Consider the following 17,632-nt stretch of genomic DNA (forward strand, 5'->3'; position numbering starts at 1 on the left):
CGACAAAAAAAACAGCCCCTTCGGGGGCTGCTTTTTTTGTGAACAGGCGTCAGAATATCAGCTGGTTGTCCCTGAGCACTATAGTCTTTTCGCCCTTGGCCTCGTTCTTCAGCCACTTCCCTTCCGACAGATTGGCAAAGTTGTCCCGTATGATGATGTTCTGCGAATCCTTGCCTATGACTATGATGGGCTTCTCGTCGGTGCCGGCTCCGATAAACTGGTTGTCGCCGATGGTGATCTTTTTGGAATTCTCGCCCAGCTTTATGGCGGGGCTCGCTCCCACGAACTGGCAGCCGTTTACCACCATCCTGTTCTGGGCCCTGTCCTCCCCGACCGTATAGTCTATGCCCGTAAAGGTGTCGTTGTAGCCTCTGAAGGCGGTGTTGGATATGGTCAGGTTGTAAAAGCTGCCCAGATTGTTGATCCTGATGCCGGTGCCGCCGTTCTTCACCAGTATCACCGTGTTGTCCATATTGACGCCGAACATGCCGTCGAAGATAAAGCCGTATTCCACGTTCTCGCACCAGCAGCTGTTGATGATATGTGTCAGGCAGTGAGTGGTCTTGCCCTCGCCGGTGACCGGCAGCTGCTCGTAGAGGGCCCTGCCGTGGATGATGAAGCAGTTGGACATCATCACTCCGTCCTGTCTGCCGAACTGAAAGCCCACCCTCTCTTTGAAATAATGGCTGTTCGCCACGTCGTCCCGGTCGGTGCCGCCTATGAACCAATGGATATCCTCAAAGCGGGCCACGTCCAGACCTCCGTCCAACCGTATGCCTATATGGTGAAACCAGCCCGTGATGTCTCTGTAAGTGCCGGGGGCATTGGCTCCGCCCTTGGGAGTGGATATGCATATCCAGGCCCCGGAAAAGGCGCAGTTTTCTATGACCGGCGCGATGCCGCAGGTCTCAATGGTAGGAGGATATTCCTTGCAGTGCTTGATGGACTGGTTGTCGGGATACTCGAACAGGAAGCCCGACACGCAGCTGGAATGGCTCATCCTTATGGGCACGAAGCCCGGATCCCTGATGATGATGGTGGATGCCTGACGTCTGTCGGCCACAGGCTCGCCCACAAGACTTGAGCGCACAGGCATCTCCAGAGTGTCGCTGATAAGGTAGCGGCCCGCCGGCACTCTGATGATCTTGGAGGGACGGTAGGTGTCCGTCTCGGGAGTCAGGGCGGCAAAGGCGGCCCTGAAGGCTGCGGTGTCGTCGGTGACTCCGTCGCCCTTGGCGCCGAAGTCCTTTACGTTCACCTGAAAAACGGGGTCGTCGGCCCAGGCGCAGCCCCACACCAGAACAGCCAGAAAAACAGCAAGCAAAAACTTCATATCGTGTCTCCCTTTGAGTGTACTACTTATATGTTAAACCATCCGGCGTCCTGTTGTCAAACCGCTTTGAACAAGAGTCATCCTTTGTGGTAAAATAATAGAGGGCGCCGGGCAGGCGCCGCCGGACCGCAGGCTATCCGGCTTTTCTCGCAGAGGTTCTATGTCTATTCAGCTTTCGGATCATTTCACCTACGGCAAGCTTCTCAGATTCACCTTCCCCACGGTGGTGATGATGATGTTCACGTCGGTGTATGAAGTGGTGGACGGCTTTTTCGTCTCCAACTATGCCGGCAAGATCGCCTTTGCCGCCATCAACTTCATCACCCCGGCCCTGATGATACTGGGCACGGTAGGGTTCATATTCGGAGCGGGAGGCTCGGCGCTGGTGGCCAAGACTCTGGGGGAAGGCAAGCCGGACAAGGCCAACAGCATCTTTTCCCTGTTGGTATACACCGCCTTTGCGGTGGAGACGGTCCTGGCGGGGGTCGGTTTTTTCATCATGCGTCCCGTTGCGGAAATGCTGGGAGCCGAAGGCCGGCTCCTGGACAGCAGCCTTCTCTATGCGCGCATCATCCTGATCTCCATGCCCTTCTTTGCCCTGCAGGTCATGTTTCACAACTTCTTCACCACCGCAGCCAAGCCCCGCATGGGTTTTCTGGTGACGGTGATCGCGGGAGTCACCAACATGGTGCTGGACGCCGTGCTGGTCATAGGGCTGCCTTACGAATACAAGCTGGCCGGAGCAGCCGTTGCCACTGTGACAGCCCAATTGACAGGGGGACTGATACCCGTCTTTTATTTTGCCCGCAAAAACGACAGCAACCTGCGCCTGGGCAGGGCGGAGTTTGACACAGTGGCTCTCCGCAGGGCCTTTACCAACGGCATTTCCGAATTCGTGAGCAGTATATCCATGTCCTTGGTGGGCATGCTATACAACCTGCAGCTTCTGAGATACGCCGGCGAAAACGGCATGGCTTCCTTTGGGGTGATCATGTATGTGAGCTGGATATTCGGCTCTGCGTTTGTGGGGTATTCCATCGGCTGCGAATCATTGGTGGGCTACCATTTCGGAGCGCAGAACAAACCGGAGCTCAGGAATCTGCTCTCCAAAAGCCTCGCTCTTATAGCCATCTCAGGAGCTTGTATGTGCGCCTTCGCCGAGATCTTCGCTCCCCTGCTGGCCAAAGTGTTTGTGGGCTATGACTCCGGGCTCATGGATATGACTATCCACGGCTTCAGGATAGTGGCCGTATCCTTTGTGTTTATGGGCTTTGGCATGTACGTATCGGGATTCTTTACCGGCCTCAACGACGGAGTCACCTCCGCCATCATCTCCTTTGTGAGGACCATGGTATTCGAATGCGGCGCCATACTCCTCCTGCCCCGGCTCCTGGGTCTGGAAGGGGTGTGGGCGTCCCTGGTGACAGGAGAGCTCATGAGCGTGACTCTGGGCTTTTTGTTTCTGGCAATAAAAAGCAAAAAATTCGGCTACGGCTGACACATTTATATAAGGACCACACCCATGATCAAAGCGGCTTTTTTTGACCTGGACGGCACAGTGCTGTCGCACAGCACCGGGTCCGTGCCCGCCGGCGCCCGGAGAGCTCTGGAGCAGCTGAGAGCCGGAGGCATCAAGACCTATCTCTCCACCGGCCGTCACATCAGTGAGATACTGCGGCTGCCGGTGGCGGACGTCCATTTTGACGGCTACGTGACCCTCAACGGCCATATATGTCTGGACGAACACAGACGCAAGCTCTTCGGGCTTCCTTTCCCCCGGGAGACCGCCGACGCCCTTGTTGACATATTTCAGGCACACCGGCTGCCTCTGGTGCTGGTGGAAGAGAGCGGCCTCACCCTGAACTTTGTCAACGACACGGTAAAGAGAGCCATGAAATCCGTGTCCACTCCCGTCCCCGGCATTGCCGAATACAAAGGGGACCCGGTGTATCAGGCCTGCGCTTTCGTGCCCCGGGAGGAGGATGACCGCATCCGGGCCATGCTCCCTCCGAACTGCCATCTGGCCAGATGGAACGACAACGGGATAGACGTGATACCCGAAGGGGGCGGAAAGACGGTGGGCATCCGGTATTTTATCCAAAAGGAAGGTATCCTGCCGGAGGAATGCATAGCCTTTGGCGACGCGGAAAACGATATGGATATGCTCGCCTTCTGCGGAATAGGAGTAGCCATGGGCAACGCCCAGGACAAGGTGAAGGAGATCGCCGACTGGGTGACCACAGACATCGACGACGACGGGATAGCAAACGCTCTCAGACACTACGGCCTGATATAATCCCGGCTGTCGGGGACCGCTCCCGGTCAACGCTTGCTGTGACCGGGAATTATTTCAATCGCTCCAACACTTCGCCGACATCGCCGTCTATGCAGATACTCCGTTCCCCGATCTCTTCCGGACAGAATGCTTCTCCGTAATTGACGCAGGCATATACCGCCTTTTCGTTTTCCAGCGTCATCTGCCAGAACGGATACTTGATAATGACGGGCGTATTCGCCCCAACGCCCAATTCCAGATACAGCGTGCGGAGGTCTTCATGTCTTTTCAGAAAATCGTAATAGGCTGCGGAAGCCCTGCGCCATCCTTCATCTTCCGTAAAGGAATCGTCGGAGCGGAGATTCATCGACGCATCAGAGCCGTCGTCAGGGCATTTTGGTATAAGGGACGTGGGGATACTCATGGAAATCCCCCCGTCCTCCGGGACCCTGAAAGCGCCGTCTGCGTCCCTCGCGAAGCCCTGCGCCTCCATCGCGGCCGCTGCCCACGCCTCGTTGTCATAAGTCTTGTGATTCAAAGGATCAACGCTTTGAAACAGGCCATAATCACCCTGAGTATAAAAAAGGCGCTTCTTGTCAAACCCGGCTCTTTGAAACTGGTGATCCACATTGGTCGTGATCACAAAGCAGTTCCTGTCCTTTGTGAGAGAAAGCAGATCCTTATATACAGGCTTAGGAGGGTCAACAAAACGGTTAAACCATATGTGCCTTGCCCACCATGCCCAGCGCGTTTCATCATCATGGAAGGGGTAGAAGCCTCCGGAATACATATCACGGATGCCAAACCTTTCCGCAAAATCAAAGAAGTATCTTTCAAACCGCCGGCCGCTGTAGGTCAGGCCTGCAGAGACGGACAATCCAGCCCCGGCTCCGATCACGATTGCGTCGGCAGCAAGGATCTCTTTCTTCAGCCGCGCGACACGTTCAGGCATTGTTCCCTCACCAAAGGACACCCGGCCGCTCAAAGAGTTCGCAGCGCTCAGTCCTTTGCGCATGCTGTCCCGATAACCGTCACGGTACAAGCTCTTCGTAATATTTTCTGTCTTCGTCTTTAAAAACATTAAAAACCACCCTTTCCATTTTTTCCGGGCAGACTGACAGCCAATCTCTGACCGCAGCGACCGCGATCTCCGCAGCTCGCCGGTTCGGAAAGCGAAAAACTCCTGTGGAAATGCAGCAGAAGGCCACACTCTTCAGGCCGTTCTCAAGACACACGTCCAGCGTGTTGCGATAACAGTCGGCAAGGTCTTTTTCCAGAGAGGGAGTCAGACGATCCCGAACGACAGGCCCCACGACATGGATCACTTTCTTTGCCGGCAGGTTGTAGGCGTCCGTCAGCATGGGGACAGCGGTCGGCTGCTCATGATCTCTGCCGTATTTGATTCGTAACTGCTCCATCCGGCGATCGCACTCCGCGCGGAGCTGTACCCCCGCAAAGGTATGGATGCAGTTGTCTATGCAGGAGTGCAGAGGCACAAAGCATCCCAGCATCTGCGAATTGGCGGCGTTGACGATAGCGTCGGCTGCCAGCCTTGTTATATCTCCCTGCCAGACGGAAAGTCCGTCCCGGATGACCGGTATGTCCGAAAGCCGGACGATCCCCTTTTCTTCTGCCCGCCGGGTCAGGTATTCGTCCTGCAGATCCAGGACGCGCCGGGGCAGTTCGCGCGGCATACGGACGTTCATCAGAGACCGCAGCATGCGCCGCTTGCCTTCCGTATCATCCGGGACCTGCAATCCCTTGTATTCGCCGGCATCAGCCATGAATTCTTTCACAAGAAGATCCAGCCGCTGTTCCTGTGTCATATATTTACTCATGTTATCACCTTCTTTCCACGGCTCCCGCAGGACAGACCCTCATACAGTTCCCGCAATGCAGACAATTGACCTGATTGATGACCAGCGGTATATTTTCCGCATCAATGCATTGTTGGGGGCACACCTCCATACAGGACCGGCATCCGACGCAGGCGTTTGTGATGAAGTATCCCTCAGCCTTATCCTGAGCTCCTCCAAACGTGAAGGATATTCTTTCTATGGGCTTTTTGGACAGGTCGAACCATTCTCCGCTGCCCTCGTATATCATGAATACCGTCAGCGTCTCCCTTGATGCGGAGGCAGGATATATTTCGTTCATGTACGGATTCTTCGCAAACAGATCGGGGATCCTGCCGGGCCCCAGTTCACGCGCTTTCCCGCGCACCGAAACTGCAACGCTCGACAGGGTGTCTTCACCCTTTACAGCAGTAAAGGCAAGAAAGCCTCGTTTCTTCAGCCGGTCATAAAAACCCTTGCCTTTTGCCGTCAGAAAATACAGACCATTCTCATCGCTGTCCATCATGTCAATGGCTGCCGTGACCGGCAACCCGTCATCGTCCACCGTAGCCACGACCACGGTATGAATGTTCTCCACAATGCAGGACAGGTATTCTTCGGATTTCATATCAGCCCCTCCATGAAAGGGCTCCGGGGCAGAAGCCCCCGAAGCCCTGATCGCTTAGTTTTCCTCCCTGAGGATATCCTGTAATCCCCTTTGCAGGTCTGCAAGGGTGAATTCCTTCATCCTTTTTTCCATCGAGTCCTGGATCACCCTGAGCTTTTCGTCAAGAAGCCTGTGGATGTTTCTGCCAACAGGACAATTGGGATTCGGGGCCTCGTGGAAGCGGAACAGATCCCCCTTCGCAACAGGCTCGACCGCCTGATATACGTCATAAAAAGTGATATCCGACAAGGACCTGTTCACGGTAATACCGCCAGTCCCTCTCGCCACGGTGATCAATCCCGCATTTTTCAGCTGTGTAAGGATCCTGCGAATGACGACAGGATTCGTATTGATGCTGCCGGCGAGAAAGCCGCTGGTCACCTTGCAGTCATCCTTGAAGGTATCCGCACAGCTGAATATATGCAGGGCTATTGTGAATCTGCTTGATATCTGCATAAGGCAACGCCTCCCGTCATTGTATCTGCATCTCAGGCTTTTACGCAAAAGCGGCGTATCGATACGCCCCGGGTTTACTCACGGACCACAGAAATACGCTGCTGAATGTGATCGCCCTTTTCGATCTCGTCCACCATAGCGACGGCATAATCCGCATAGCTGATGATGCTCTCTCCGCGGCTGTTCAGCGTGAGTTCTTCGCCGGCAAGAATGTATTTGCCGGTGCGTTCACCCTCCGCCTGAAAATCGCCGGCAGGGCTGATGAACGTCCACTTTACGTCATTTCTTTCACGGAGCTTTGCCAGTTCCTCGCCCTGCGCCTTTGCAAGAGGAAGGAACACTGCCGGGAAATCCGGGCCATCGCATACTACCGCCGTATGCTCCGGATCCACGAACAGGCTGCCTGCGCCGCCGACGATCAGGAGACGGGTGTCCGTGCCGCTGAGAAGATCGCACAGATGCTGGGAAGTCTTCACGTGGCCGTCCAGCTTGTCCTCCTCCCACGCCCCAAACGCATCCACCACCGCGTCAAAGCCGGCAAGATCGGCTGCGGTCAGCTCCATCAGATCCTTTATCAGGGCCTTTGGCGCCATACTTTTGTTCTCATCGCGTACAACGGCAGTAACGTCCATGCCGCGGGACACTGCTTCTTTGACTATCAGCTTACCGGCCTTGCCGTTGGCGCATACAACTGCTATCTTCATTTTTTGATCCTCCTCGACCAACCAGAATTGTTGCAACCGCTTTGGTTACAACTATATTATACCACCCTGCAGATGTAATATCAATGGTTACAACAGATTTTTTACTATTCATAAACGCGCGATACGTCTTTCCCCGAAAAAAAGCATGTCCGCAGGTCAGTTCTTCCGAAATAGTCCGCAAGGCGGCGCCGGGGTGTATAATATAACTGAAGACAAGCGAAGAGAGATAGCAAGGATATGAAAAAATACGCGGCACAGATCCCATGTGAGATACTTTACCGGCCCATGGACCCGCGCTTTGCCGAGAGCATACGCCGTTTTCAGGGAGTCCCCACCATAGCGGTCTCCCCCGGTGGAAGGATATTTCTGGGCTGGTATGCCGGCGGCACCACCGAGCCCCACATAGACAATTACAATCTGCTGGTCTGCAGCGACGACGGCGGCAGGACCTGGTCCCGGCCCCTGATGGTCATCCCTTCCGACAGAGAACGCATGATCCACGCCTACGAGATCCAGCTCTGGACCGACCCCCGGGGCCGGCTGCGGCTGTATTGGGTGCAAAACGACGCAGAGCCCGGAGAAGACGCTTCTCCCGTATGGGCTCCCCGGCACCCGGAGGTGGTAGTAGACGGCGTCCTCTTCAACGATTTCCGCCACTCCATGTGGGAAATGGTGTGCGAAGACCCGGACGCCGGCGAGCCCCTTTTCTCCCCTCCCCGCTGCCTGGATATCGGCATACTGCGGTGCAAGCCCCTTGCCCTCTCGGACGGACGCTGGCTCTACTTCAACTACGACCAGCTCCACGATTCCTACGGCTACAGCATATCCGCCGACGAGGGGCGCACCCGGGTCCACGGCTACGGCGCCGGGGTCATTGACACCAATTTTGACGAAGCCATGGCCTATGAGAAGAAAAACGGCGAGATACGCATGCTGGCCAGATGCACCCTGGGAGAGCTGGCGGAAAGCAGTTCCTTTGACGGTGGCAGGACCTGGTCCCCTGCCCGGCTCAGCGGCATCCCGGCCGCCGACAGCAGGTTTTTCGTCTCCTGCACTCCCTCGGGCAGGATAATGCTCATCAGGAACGCTTCTCCCAAAGGGCGCAGCCATATGACGGTCTCTCTGTCGGAAGACGAGGGAGAGACCTGGTTTTGCAACAGGGTCATAGACACGAGAGAAGGGATATCCTATCCCGACGCGGATTTTTGGGGAGGAAGGGTGTTTGTGACCTACGACAGGGAAAGGACCGGCGCACGGGAGATACTATTTGTCAGCTTTACGGAAGAGGATATCATGGACCCCTCCGCTGCCATCCGGCCGGTGGTATTAAGCAAGCCTTAGGGCGTAGACACGCGGGCGAGCCGCCGCCGGCGGCTGGGGTTCCCTTTACAGACCGACCAGCCGGGGATCGGTAACCTCGTATCCCAGATAGAAATACCGCCGGTCTTCCTTTTCCCACCAATATCCGGAGGCTTTACGCTTTGTCATAAAGAGGCGCCACTTGTCAGTGATATCCACACTCTCCGTCACCGCGCCTTTTTCAAAAACCGCATCGTACACCCTTTCGTTTTTCTGCTCAAGACCAAGAATTATCCGCCCGGTGTATTCGCACTTGATACACACGTCCCTATAGAGCATAGGGAAGGTGTTGATATATATCAGGTTTCTCTCCGGATATTTCTTATTTATGCTGTCAGCGAGCCCCCGGTAGAGCGAGACTTCCTCCGCCTTTACGCCGTTGATCTCCGGATAGTTATGGTCCTTCGAGAAGATATACAAATTCCTGATGATGAGCTCTCTGTCAACCGAGTAGTCGCACCAGAAGCCGTTATAATTCATGTTAGCCCAGGATCCCGTCTCAATACCTGTTTTTTCTGCAGGCAAAAACAATATCCTTTTGTACAAAGCCAAAGCCCGGGCAGGCACTCCTTCATACGTAAACCGGCTTTCGATCTGCTTTGTCATAGCCACTCAAAGCCTTCCATATGGTCAAGATCATGCTTCAGCAGCCTTTCGAGGACGGCGTAAGGCATCCTACAGGGCCAAATCTTACAGGCAAAAGGAACGTCCTCCGACGCTCTTTGTATGGTCACCATCTGCGTCTCCGCATCAAAGGAAAGCCTGTGTCTGTCAACTATTATCTCGCAGCTCTCGCCGGAGGCAAGGCATTTTTCTATCCTGCCCGATTCGGCTTTATTTTTCCAGGCGCAGAAAAATATGCAGTCAAGGGTCTGAACCATCGAGTTTCTCCTAATATGTTGTTATTTCAGGCACTGATAAAGGGCTCTGTAATAGCCCACCGGGTCCTGGCGGTCCGACAATCCGGAGACTCCGCCGTCGCCGGCTTCCAGTATTTTCCAGCTCCCGTCTGCGAGCTCGGCGTAATCCACGGTGTAATAAGGGCTCCGGAGATATCTGTATTTTTCCAGAAGTGGCTTGGGGGGCTCGGGAGTGTAATTGCCCTGTCCAGAGTTACGGCACACCGTGGCGATCTCGTGATTTATGTAGAAGACCCGGTATTCGTTCGCCCGTTCACCGTAGCGTTTCAGGTCCAGATATTCCTTGACGCATATCCCGCCGGTGAGCAGCTCCCCCCTGTATTTGTAAAAGACCTCCATCCATCTGTCAAACTCCGGCTGGGTAATGGTTTGATCAAAGTACCGGGGGAACTCGGTGCCCTTTACGCTTTTCACGTAATCCTTGATCATAAACCGGGGAAAGTCTTTTTTGAGCCGTTCCACGTCGATCCGGGAATGGAGGGGGAAAATCTCCATCCTGGCCGTATCGTCCCGGACGCTCTCATATACGTTGGGGAATATATGCATGAGCCGGTAGTGCTCCGGCTCCGTGATGAGCCTGATATTCTTATGGAGCAAAAGCTCATAAAATCTCTCGTACACGTCGGGCTTCATCATCCAGCCCCTGTAAACTGCAGACGTTTCCGTTTCCGGCGCGCCCCTGACTATGAGCCTGTCCTCCAGGAACCAGCCGTCATAATCAAAGAGAGCCAAGCCAAAGAGGCCCGTGGCTCCTGCAGCCTCGTATTCCCTTTGCAGGTCCTCATCTACCCTCTTGGGGTCAAAAGAGCTTGAAGGAAACAATATCATTTCTGCCATATGACAAGCACTCCTTTTAAAATTGTGAAACATGAGGCGGCTCGAGCCGCCAGGGTCCTCCTACGGGAGTTATTTGCATCCGCCGGCCATTACCGAGCAGAGCACTGCTTTGTTCTCGGAGCATCCGTGAGCATTGGGTCCGGACACAAAGGTGACCGTATTCTCCGAGTTTTCCAGATCCCTTGCCAGAAATTCCGTTTTTTGATAATCTCCGAAGCCTCCGGCAAAAACGCTGTCCAGCGTCACGACCTCATTGCCGTCTATATAGCATTTTATGGTGCCTCAGCCATTGACAAACACCATATAGCACACCGAAATGACGGAGCCTGTGACCATGAGCTCCAGAGTGCTGCCGGGTTCCGTGGCATCCCGGCGGCGGACTCCCGGTTTTTCGCGGCCCGCACTCCCTCCGGGAGGATAATGCTGATACGGAATGCCTCGCCCAAGGGGCGCAGCGATATGACCGTGTCTCTGTCGGAAGACGAGGGCGAGACCTGGTGCTGCAGCCGGGTGATAGACCCCAGAGAGGGCGCTTCCTATCCCGATGCGGACTTTTGGGGCGGCAGGGTGTATGTGACCTATGACCGGGAAAGGACCGGAGCCCGGGAGATACTATTTGTCAGCTTTACGGAAGAGGACGTCATGGACCCCTCCGCGATAATTGAGCCGGTGGTGGTGAGCAAGCCGTAAGGGGGAAGGCGGTCATTTCCCAACGGGACACCGACTGAGGCTGTTTTCGTTCTCCGCCACGTGGACCCCCCAACGGCAAAACAGTTTATTATGACGCCCTGCTGTATGGCCCCTTCCATTTGCCGCCTCCGGCAGAGCCGGAGTAAGGAACGCGGCAAACGGACCCTCCATAGATCCCTGACCCAAAACGGCCAAATGCAAAGCATTTGACAGATGCCGTTTTGGGCGGGATGACACGCAGGGCGCGAAGGACCCGCCACCGCTGGGATGACGGCGGCGAGGGGTCAGTCGGTGGCGGAGGCCAGGATCACCGCGAAGCGGTCCATGCGGGCGTCATAGACGGTGAGGCACAAGGTCCCCCACCATTCGCGGCCGTCGTCGAAGTAGTCCGACCAGTCGCAGGTCCACTCGTACACCGTCAGGCGGTCGCTGCCGGCGGGGAACAGGGCTGCGTTGACCCTGTCAAAGTCCATATCTTCATAGACGCTGCCCCAGGGCGGGCAGAGAAAGGCCTTGCGGTAGCTCATGGCCTCTGTCACCGGGGCAAAAAGGGCTTCGGGAACTATGGGGTTCCCCGCTGCCTTTTCCGGACTGCCTGTCCACACTCTCTCGCCCACTTCGTCAAAAAACAGCTTCCCCGCGGCAGCGAAAAGGGCCATCCTGTGGTCCGTTTCATCGTTCCCCGTATGGGGGATTGCCACCAGACAGTATTCCACGGCTGTGTCGGGATACTCTGCCGCCACAGAGTAAAAGGGATCCCCGGTGATCACCTGTCCCTCCGGCGCCGGGGCGTCCCGTGGCGTCTCTTCCACGGAGTCCGTCTCTTCCTTTTGCTCTGCTGTGTCCGGGGCTTTTTCGCCCTCAAAGACCTTTTCCGCCTCGTCTATCGTGATGTCGCCCCTGCTGCAGGCGTATTCCGTCATACGGCAAAAATCCTCCGGCCCGTATTCCCGGCCGGTGATGGACCGGGTAGTCCTGCCTTCAAGAAAGACTTCCGCCACAACGAGAGGGTCAAAGGAATTGTGCACCGCCGCCCGTTCCCCATCGGGACCGGTGATATAGAGACAGGGCTCGTAAGGGTGACAGGTCAGGGCGTATTCCCTGCCACTGACGGACAGGAAAGGAAGGCCGTCCCTGACGCAGAAAACGTAGGGACCGCCGGTGTAGATCACTATGCTGTCAGGCAGTCGGTTCATGGTGTTGACGAGACGATAATCCGCTTAATCGTGATCCTTCTTTATCGTGTCCTCCGGAACAGGAACAATGGTCATATCGCAAGTGTCGTTGACAAACGAATAAATAGGATAGCCTGAAGTGCCGTCAAACCCTATGTGCTCAATTAGAGTTTTTATAAAAAACTTTATCCAGTCCATTGAAGGATGTTCGGCGCCTTCCTTCTGCGGAGTTACCCACACACCGGTAGCCGCTTTGCGTTCAGCTGTATTCATAGCGATACCGATAACAGCATCATAAAAGTCAAAAGAGGCTTCAAAAGCCTGAGGTACGGCATCGCCATTGGGAGTTACCTCAATGCCCTCGGGGATTTCCGCCAGGGTTATCATCATACGGCCCTTGATCTTGCCGTACTCTTGTTCAAAACGTTCTATTTGACCGTTCTCTCTGAGATAGCTCTCTACTCTCTCAAACATTTCAGGATCTGCCAGCATTTTTATCTCCTTGTTATAGCGTAATTCTGCGCGCGCCGTTTATTTCAGATACTTGTTAAAGAACTCCTCCATCCTGTCAAAGGGGATCACGTCCATCTTGTAATACAGGTCGGTATGCACGGCCCCAGGGATGACGCGGGAGTGCCCCGCGGGCATGATCCGATGTAAATGACTCCTGCATCAGTCTTCGGGATTTCTTACCGGTTTTTCCTATCGTCAAAACCGCCGAAATGACTTCATATGTTTGGCAGGACACTGTTGAGCCTTGTGTGCCGCTGTGCCCCGCGGTTTTTGCCGTTTACCGGTCCTCCGCGTCAGGCCCGGAGATTTCTTTCTGCCTCCGCAAAAGCGGAGGCAACGAAATGACGTCGTGCAGCAGCGGGCCACATAAGCGCAGTAATGCGCGGGGATGTTGTCCCTGCGTCTATCTTTCTCCCTGGGTGTAGCACCACATCCGGATATTCTCGATGCCGGGATGGGGAGCGGTGGCTTCGCCGCCCTTGCCGTTCCACCACTGGAGATACTTCATGCTTTTGAGGTCTCTGTTGTCATTCAATTCGTAAGACTGTTTGCCCAGGTTCTTTCGTATATCGCTCATGGAAAGGCGTATCCGCCAGATTTCCTCACGGCCGTCGTCAAAGGAGTACCTGACCATATTTTCGGTGAGTATCTCTATCTTGGGTAGGGGCCGGTCTTTTTCCTGCATTTCTTTGCCGCCCCGGCTGACCCTGGCGTAGTCGTGGTAGAATTCCGATATCATCTTGCCGTCGGTCTCTGTGATATAATATGCGCCCCGGGGAGTGGCCACCATATATCTGCCGTTGTCCAGGAGCATGGCGTCGCAAGCGGCGCAGAGATTTTTGTCTGTCTCGGCGCCAAGGATCTTGAACCAGATGATCTTGTCCCGGTATCTGATGACTGCCAGGCTATCGGAGTTATAGAGCGGATTTCTCTTTTTCCCGGCCGTAAATCTGCGGGTGTCATACAGGGCGCAGGTAAAATCTTTTTTTATCTGCCTCTCGTCCTTCCTGCCGAACTCCCTGAGAGCCGAGCGGGGGTCGTTTTCCATCACGTCGGTAACGGGATCTGCCAGATATGTGTAGGACCAACCGGCCGAAGCCAGACCGTTTAACTGCGAATTATCTATCATGACGTATACAGCGTCTTCGATCCTTTGCCTGCAGCTCGTAACGTAGCTGGCATAAGGGATCTCGGTATAACGCCTGCCCACGCATTCGGGAAAATACTTTACCATCACGTTGCCGGTGAATTCGTTGCCCGACACTGTGGAGGCGCTCGTAATGGTCCTGACGTGCCCGGGGTCCATCCCCGTGGTCTCCAGGCCCAGGGACTTCACCCACTCTTTCACCTCGGCTTCACCGGCGTGGGAGGCAAAGCGTTTGCCCTTGAGCCAAAGCCCCTTTCTCCCCAAAGGCAGCAGTTCCTCCAAAGCCTTGTCTATGCCGCTGCTGCCGGAGGTGCAGAAGGGTATCACGGTCTTGCCAGTCAGGTCAAGCGCTTCAACAAAGGTATATACTATCTTCGGCGCCACACCGTACCAGATGGGAAAGCCCAGATATATGACCTGATAACCGCCCAGAGTGTTGAGATCATCCGCTATTATCGGCCTTGAGGCAGGGTCTTTGAATTCCTCCGAAGACCTGCAGCCGGGAGTTTTGTAATCCAGGTCCGCTTTTGAATAAGGTTTCTTCGCTGCGATCCGGTACAGATCGGCCTGAGCCGTTTTCGCAATATGCTCCGCCACCCGCCCGGTGTTGCCCGAAACGGAAAAATACGCCACCACGGCCCTGGAGGGAGCGGCGCCGGATACTTGAATGCTCTCGGGCGCCTCCCGGGCGTCGCAGGCTGTCAGGAGCGCTGCCAGGGCGGCGGCGATGATCAACAGGATTCTTTTTTTCATAGTATTCCTCGCAGTATTCTGTCTATTCCTTACCATTCTAAGGTCACGGGGTCGCCTTTTTTGAATTCCAGCGTTCCCACCCCGTCCACCTCTGCGGCGCAGTCGGTGTCGGACACTATCACAGCTTTTTTCAGGCTGCCCTTTTCCCATTCTATGGACACGGTAAAGCCTCCCCGGGCCCTGAGGCCGGACACGCTTCCCGACTGCCATTCTCCGGGCAATGCCGGCAGCAGCTCTATCTTCCCCGCGTGGCTCTGCAGCAGCATCTCGGCTATGCCTGCGGCAGCGCCGAAGTTGCCGTCTATCTGGAAGGGCGGATGATTGTCAAACATATTGGGCAGCACCGAGTTGGTGAGCAGCGCCTTCACGTTGTCCAGAGCCTCGTCTCCCTGATGGAGCCGGGCCCTCATATTGATGATCCAGGCTCGGCTCCAGCCAGTGTGCCCTCCCCCGTTGGCCAGCCTTCGGTCAAGGGTAACGGCAGCCGCCCGGGCCAGGCTCGGAGTGCCGGACACGGTGATCTGACTGCCGGGCGTCAGGGCAAACAGGTGGGATATGTGCCTGTGTCCGGGATCCGTCTCCCGGTATTCTTCCTTCCATTCCATGATCTGCCCGTATTGTCCCGTCCTGATGGGAGGCAGCTTGTCCAGGGCGGCTCTGATCCGCCGGACGATCTCGTTGTCCACTCCCAGCGCGTCCGCCGCCTTGATGCAGTCCAGAAACAGCTCCCGGGTGATCTGACTGTCCATAGAGGCGCCCTTGCAGATAGCTCCCTTTTGATCTCCCAGAAAATACTCGTTCTCCGGAGAAAGGGAGGGAGAAATGATCAGGTAGCCGTCTTCTTCGATCTCATAATTCAACAGGAACTCCGCCGCCTCCAGCATGGTGTCCAGGTTATCCCGCAGAAAGTCCTTGTCCAGGGTAAAGGCGTAATGCTCCCACATGTGCAGCGAGAGCCAGGCGGCGCCCATGACCCAGTAGGTGGAGCTGGGCCATATGTCCTGCGGCGCAGTGTCGGCCCAGATGTCCGTATTGTGATGGGCGGCAAAGCCTTTGACCCCATACATCTTCATGGCGGTATAGCGGCCGTTGTCACGCATCCGGTTTATATGGTCCATGAGGGGCATGTGACACTCCGGCAGGGCGCAGACCTCTGCAGGCCAGTAATTCATTTCCAGATTGATATTGATGGTGTATCTGCTGCCCCAGGCAGGGAGCCAGTCAATGTTCCAGATGCCCTGCAGATTGGCTGGCAGGGAGCCTGGCCGGCTGGAGGCTATGAGGAGATAGCGCCCAAAGTTGAAGAGCAGCTCAATGAGCTTGCTGTCCTTTTTGTCCTCCTTGAAGCGTTCCAGCCGCTCCGGAGTGGGCAGCAAAGCCGCCGGAGAGCCGTCGTCGGGCAGAGTGAGCCGCACTCTGTCGTACAGGCGCTTGTAGTCCGCGACGTGGCGTCCGAGAAGTCTGGGATAGCCCAAAAGAGACGCCCTTTTCAGGGTGGAAAGGGCTGTCTTTTCCGGATCCTTTTCGTAAAATGTGGTCTCTGCAGCTATGAGGATCGTAGCGCTGTCGGCGTTGCGCACCTCAATAAGGTCTTCTCCCGCGGATAGAGAGCCTTTTTGGATCAGGACCTTTGCGCCGCAGAAGAGCTCCACCGACCCCTCGCCGCCGCAGCGGGCAGCGGTAAAGAGAGTGTCACCACCCATAACGCCGTTTCTTACGTTGGCAGGCTCAAAGGCCTTGTCCCCCTTGGGGTTTTCCCTCAGGAGCCGGGCCGTAAAGGAAAGGCTCCCGGGCTTGTCGGCAGTGAGCCGCACAGCCATGACACTGTCGGGAAAATCGGCTATGTATTCTCTGTCGTAGCGGACGCCGCCGGAGGAAAAGCTCACACCGGCCACAGCCCGGGAGATATCCAGCTCCCGCCGATAGTCCGACACAGAGTCCAGTCCTTCGTCAAAGGTGAGGCTCAGGATACCCACTGGTTCGTAGTGAGTCTGACTCTCGGGAGTCCCCACCAGGGCCCTGGAGCAGAGCTCATTGGCCTCTGTAAGCTTGCCCTCGTCTATCAGCCGCCTTATCTCGGGCAGGCTCTCCAGAGCCAGAGCGTTGTTGCGGTCGGTCTTGCCGCCGTGATAGACGCTGTCCTGATTGATAGCGATAATATCCCGGTGGGGGGCGCCGTAGATCATGCCCCCAAGCCTGCCGTTACCTATGGGCAGGGCCTCGTCAAAGCTGTCAGCAGGCGCGGTAAAAAAGATCCTGTTCGATGTATCCAAAGCGTCACCTCCAGAGGACTGCGGCGCGGCAAAGAGAGCGCCGCCCAAAAGCAGGGAAAAAAGCAAAAGGACGCATAGTTTCATACAAATACTCCGAAGTATATCAACATATTATATGATATTATTATAGAGCACAAGGGCAAAAAAGTCAAACGGCAATGGAGAGAAAACCCTGCCGCACGATCGAAGAAAGCTCTGTCCCGTTTTACATCAGACGTCATCTCGGCGGTCGAGCGTATGCGAAACCGGTAAGAGATCTCCTGCAAACGAACCGCGAGCCCGGGTCACGGACAGACCGGGGTGGGAGGGGCGTTATCCGGGGTCCCCGAAAAATCGCAGATTTTTTGGGGTATAAAGCCCCTGCTCAAGCCGAAGGGCCAGCGTCGCCGTCAGGCGCAAGGCGGAAAAGGCAGAAATGCAGCCGGGGTCCCCGAAAAATCACAGATTTTTTGGGGCTTAGTTTCTTTTCTGCCCCGCCGCAGAGCGCAGACCTGAGGCGCAGACGGGTGCAGGGCAGCCCGCCCTGGTCGCTCTCACCCCACAAAATCTGAACGATTTTGCAGGGGCCCCGAGGAGGGGGTGCGGGGCGACTCGAAACGCCCCGGGCGGGTGTGGGTATGCAATACCCACGAAAAAAAGGGGGGTATGCGAAGGGGGGAAGCCCCCCTTGCCTGAACGAGCTGTGGAACGGCACG

17 protein-coding genes are annotated in these 17,632 nt (G+C 55.8%); 4 read left to right on the forward strand and 13 right to left on the reverse strand.

What is annotated here, in order from left to right:
- Positions 1-49 precede the first annotated feature (49 nt).
- Positions 50-1,333 (reverse strand): hypothetical protein, encoded by a 1,284-nt coding sequence (locus tag IK083_06245; GenBank protein MBR4749151.1) that lies wholly within the window; start codon positions 1,331-1,333, stop codon positions 50-52.
- Positions 1,334-1,493: 160 nt separating this feature from the next.
- Between IK083_06245 and IK083_06250 the strand changes: the two genes are divergently transcribed.
- Complete coding sequence (locus tag IK083_06250) at positions 1,494-2,831, forward strand: polysaccharide biosynthesis C-terminal domain-containing protein (GenBank protein MBR4749152.1); 1,338 nt, start codon at positions 1,494-1,496, stop codon at positions 2,829-2,831.
- A 24-nt stretch (positions 2,832-2,855) separates the two neighbouring features.
- Positions 2,856-3,629: a Cof-type HAD-IIB family hydrolase gene (locus IK083_06255; protein MBR4749153.1), complete on the forward strand. Its 774-nt coding sequence runs from the start codon at positions 2,856-2,858 to the stop codon at positions 3,627-3,629.
- Positions 3,630-3,678: 49 nt separating this feature from the next.
- Here the strand turns inward: IK083_06255 and IK083_06260 are convergent, their stop codons facing one another.
- The 5 genes from IK083_06260 to IK083_06280 form a co-directional block, all read right to left on the reverse strand.
- Positions 3,679-4,689, reverse strand: coding sequence for a hypothetical protein (locus tag IK083_06260; protein ID MBR4749154.1), 1,011 nt, complete (start codon positions 4,687-4,689; stop codon positions 3,679-3,681).
- The gene (locus tag IK083_06265; protein MBR4749155.1) at positions 4,640-5,446 is read right to left on the reverse strand and encodes a protein-ADP-ribose hydrolase; all 807 of its coding nucleotides are present in this window, start codon (positions 5,444-5,446) and stop codon (positions 4,640-4,642) included. Before IK083_06265 ends, IK083_06260 begins: the two co-directional genes overlap by 50 nt.
- A gap of 4 nt (positions 5,447-5,450) precedes the next feature.
- Entirely contained in the window at positions 5,451-6,071 is a 621-nt protein-coding gene (locus IK083_06270; GenBank protein ID MBR4749156.1) for a 4Fe-4S binding protein, read from the reverse strand.
- A gap of 54 nt (positions 6,072-6,125) precedes the next feature.
- Positions 6,126-6,566: an Rrf2 family transcriptional regulator gene (locus IK083_06275; GenBank protein MBR4749157.1), complete on the reverse strand. Its 441-nt coding sequence runs from the start codon at positions 6,564-6,566 to the stop codon at positions 6,126-6,128.
- A gap of 74 nt (positions 6,567-6,640) precedes the next feature.
- Positions 6,641-7,270, reverse strand: a complete 630-nt coding sequence (locus IK083_06280; GenBank protein MBR4749158.1) for an NAD(P)-dependent oxidoreductase — start codon at positions 7,268-7,270, stop codon at positions 6,641-6,643.
- A 237-nt stretch (positions 7,271-7,507) separates the two neighbouring features.
- Between IK083_06280 and IK083_06285 the strand changes: the two genes are divergently transcribed.
- Complete coding sequence (locus IK083_06285) at positions 7,508-8,611, forward strand: exo-alpha-sialidase (GenBank protein MBR4749159.1); 1,104 nt, start codon at positions 7,508-7,510, stop codon at positions 8,609-8,611.
- Positions 8,612-8,656: 45 nt separating this feature from the next.
- Here the strand turns inward: IK083_06285 and IK083_06290 are convergent, their stop codons facing one another.
- The 3 genes from IK083_06290 to IK083_06300 all read right to left on the reverse strand — a co-directional run bounded on the left by IK083_06290 (position 8,657) and on the right by IK083_06300 (position 10,386).
- Positions 8,657-9,154, reverse strand: coding sequence for a hypothetical protein (locus tag IK083_06290; GenBank protein ID MBR4749160.1), 498 nt, complete (start codon positions 9,152-9,154; stop codon positions 8,657-8,659).
- Between the two features lie 77 nt (positions 9,155-9,231).
- Entirely contained in the window at positions 9,232-9,510 is a 279-nt protein-coding gene (locus IK083_06295) for a hypothetical protein (GenBank protein ID MBR4749161.1), read from the reverse strand.
- Between the two features lie 21 nt (positions 9,511-9,531).
- Positions 9,532-10,386, reverse strand: coding sequence for an ATP-grasp domain-containing protein (locus tag IK083_06300; protein ID MBR4749162.1), 855 nt, complete (start codon positions 10,384-10,386; stop codon positions 9,532-9,534).
- 420 nt (positions 10,387-10,806) lie between these two features.
- On the opposite strand from IK083_06300, the gene IK083_06305 reads away from it, so the two are divergent.
- Positions 10,807-11,076 carry an exo-alpha-sialidase gene (locus IK083_06305; protein ID MBR4749163.1) on the forward strand — a complete coding sequence of 90 codons (270 nt, stop codon included), beginning with the start codon at positions 10,807-10,809 and terminating at the stop codon, positions 11,074-11,076.
- Positions 11,077-11,360: 284 nt separating this feature from the next.
- Here the strand turns inward: IK083_06305 and IK083_06310 are convergent, their stop codons facing one another.
- The 4 genes from IK083_06310 to IK083_06325 form a co-directional block, all read right to left on the reverse strand.
- Positions 11,361-12,272: a hypothetical protein gene (locus IK083_06310; protein ID MBR4749164.1), complete on the reverse strand. Its 912-nt coding sequence runs from the start codon at positions 12,270-12,272 to the stop codon at positions 11,361-11,363.
- 24 nt (positions 12,273-12,296) lie between these two features.
- A complete protein-coding gene (locus IK083_06315) occupies positions 12,297-12,743 on the reverse strand; it encodes a hypothetical protein (protein MBR4749165.1) in 447 nt (148 codons plus the stop codon).
- 424 nt (positions 12,744-13,167) lie between these two features.
- Positions 13,168-14,664, reverse strand: a complete 1,497-nt coding sequence (locus tag IK083_06320) for a hypothetical protein (protein MBR4749166.1) — start codon at positions 14,662-14,664, stop codon at positions 13,168-13,170.
- A gap of 29 nt (positions 14,665-14,693) precedes the next feature.
- Positions 14,694-16,937 (reverse strand): glycoside hydrolase family 95 protein, encoded by a 2,244-nt coding sequence (locus tag IK083_06325; GenBank protein MBR4749167.1) that lies wholly within the window; start codon positions 16,935-16,937, stop codon positions 14,694-14,696.
- Positions 16,938-17,632 lie beyond the last annotated feature (695 nt).

It is taken from the genome of Abditibacteriota bacterium, from assembly GCA_017552965.1.
In the GTDB taxonomy this organism is placed as follows: domain Bacteria; phylum Armatimonadota; class UBA5829; order UBA5829; family UBA5829; genus RGIG7931.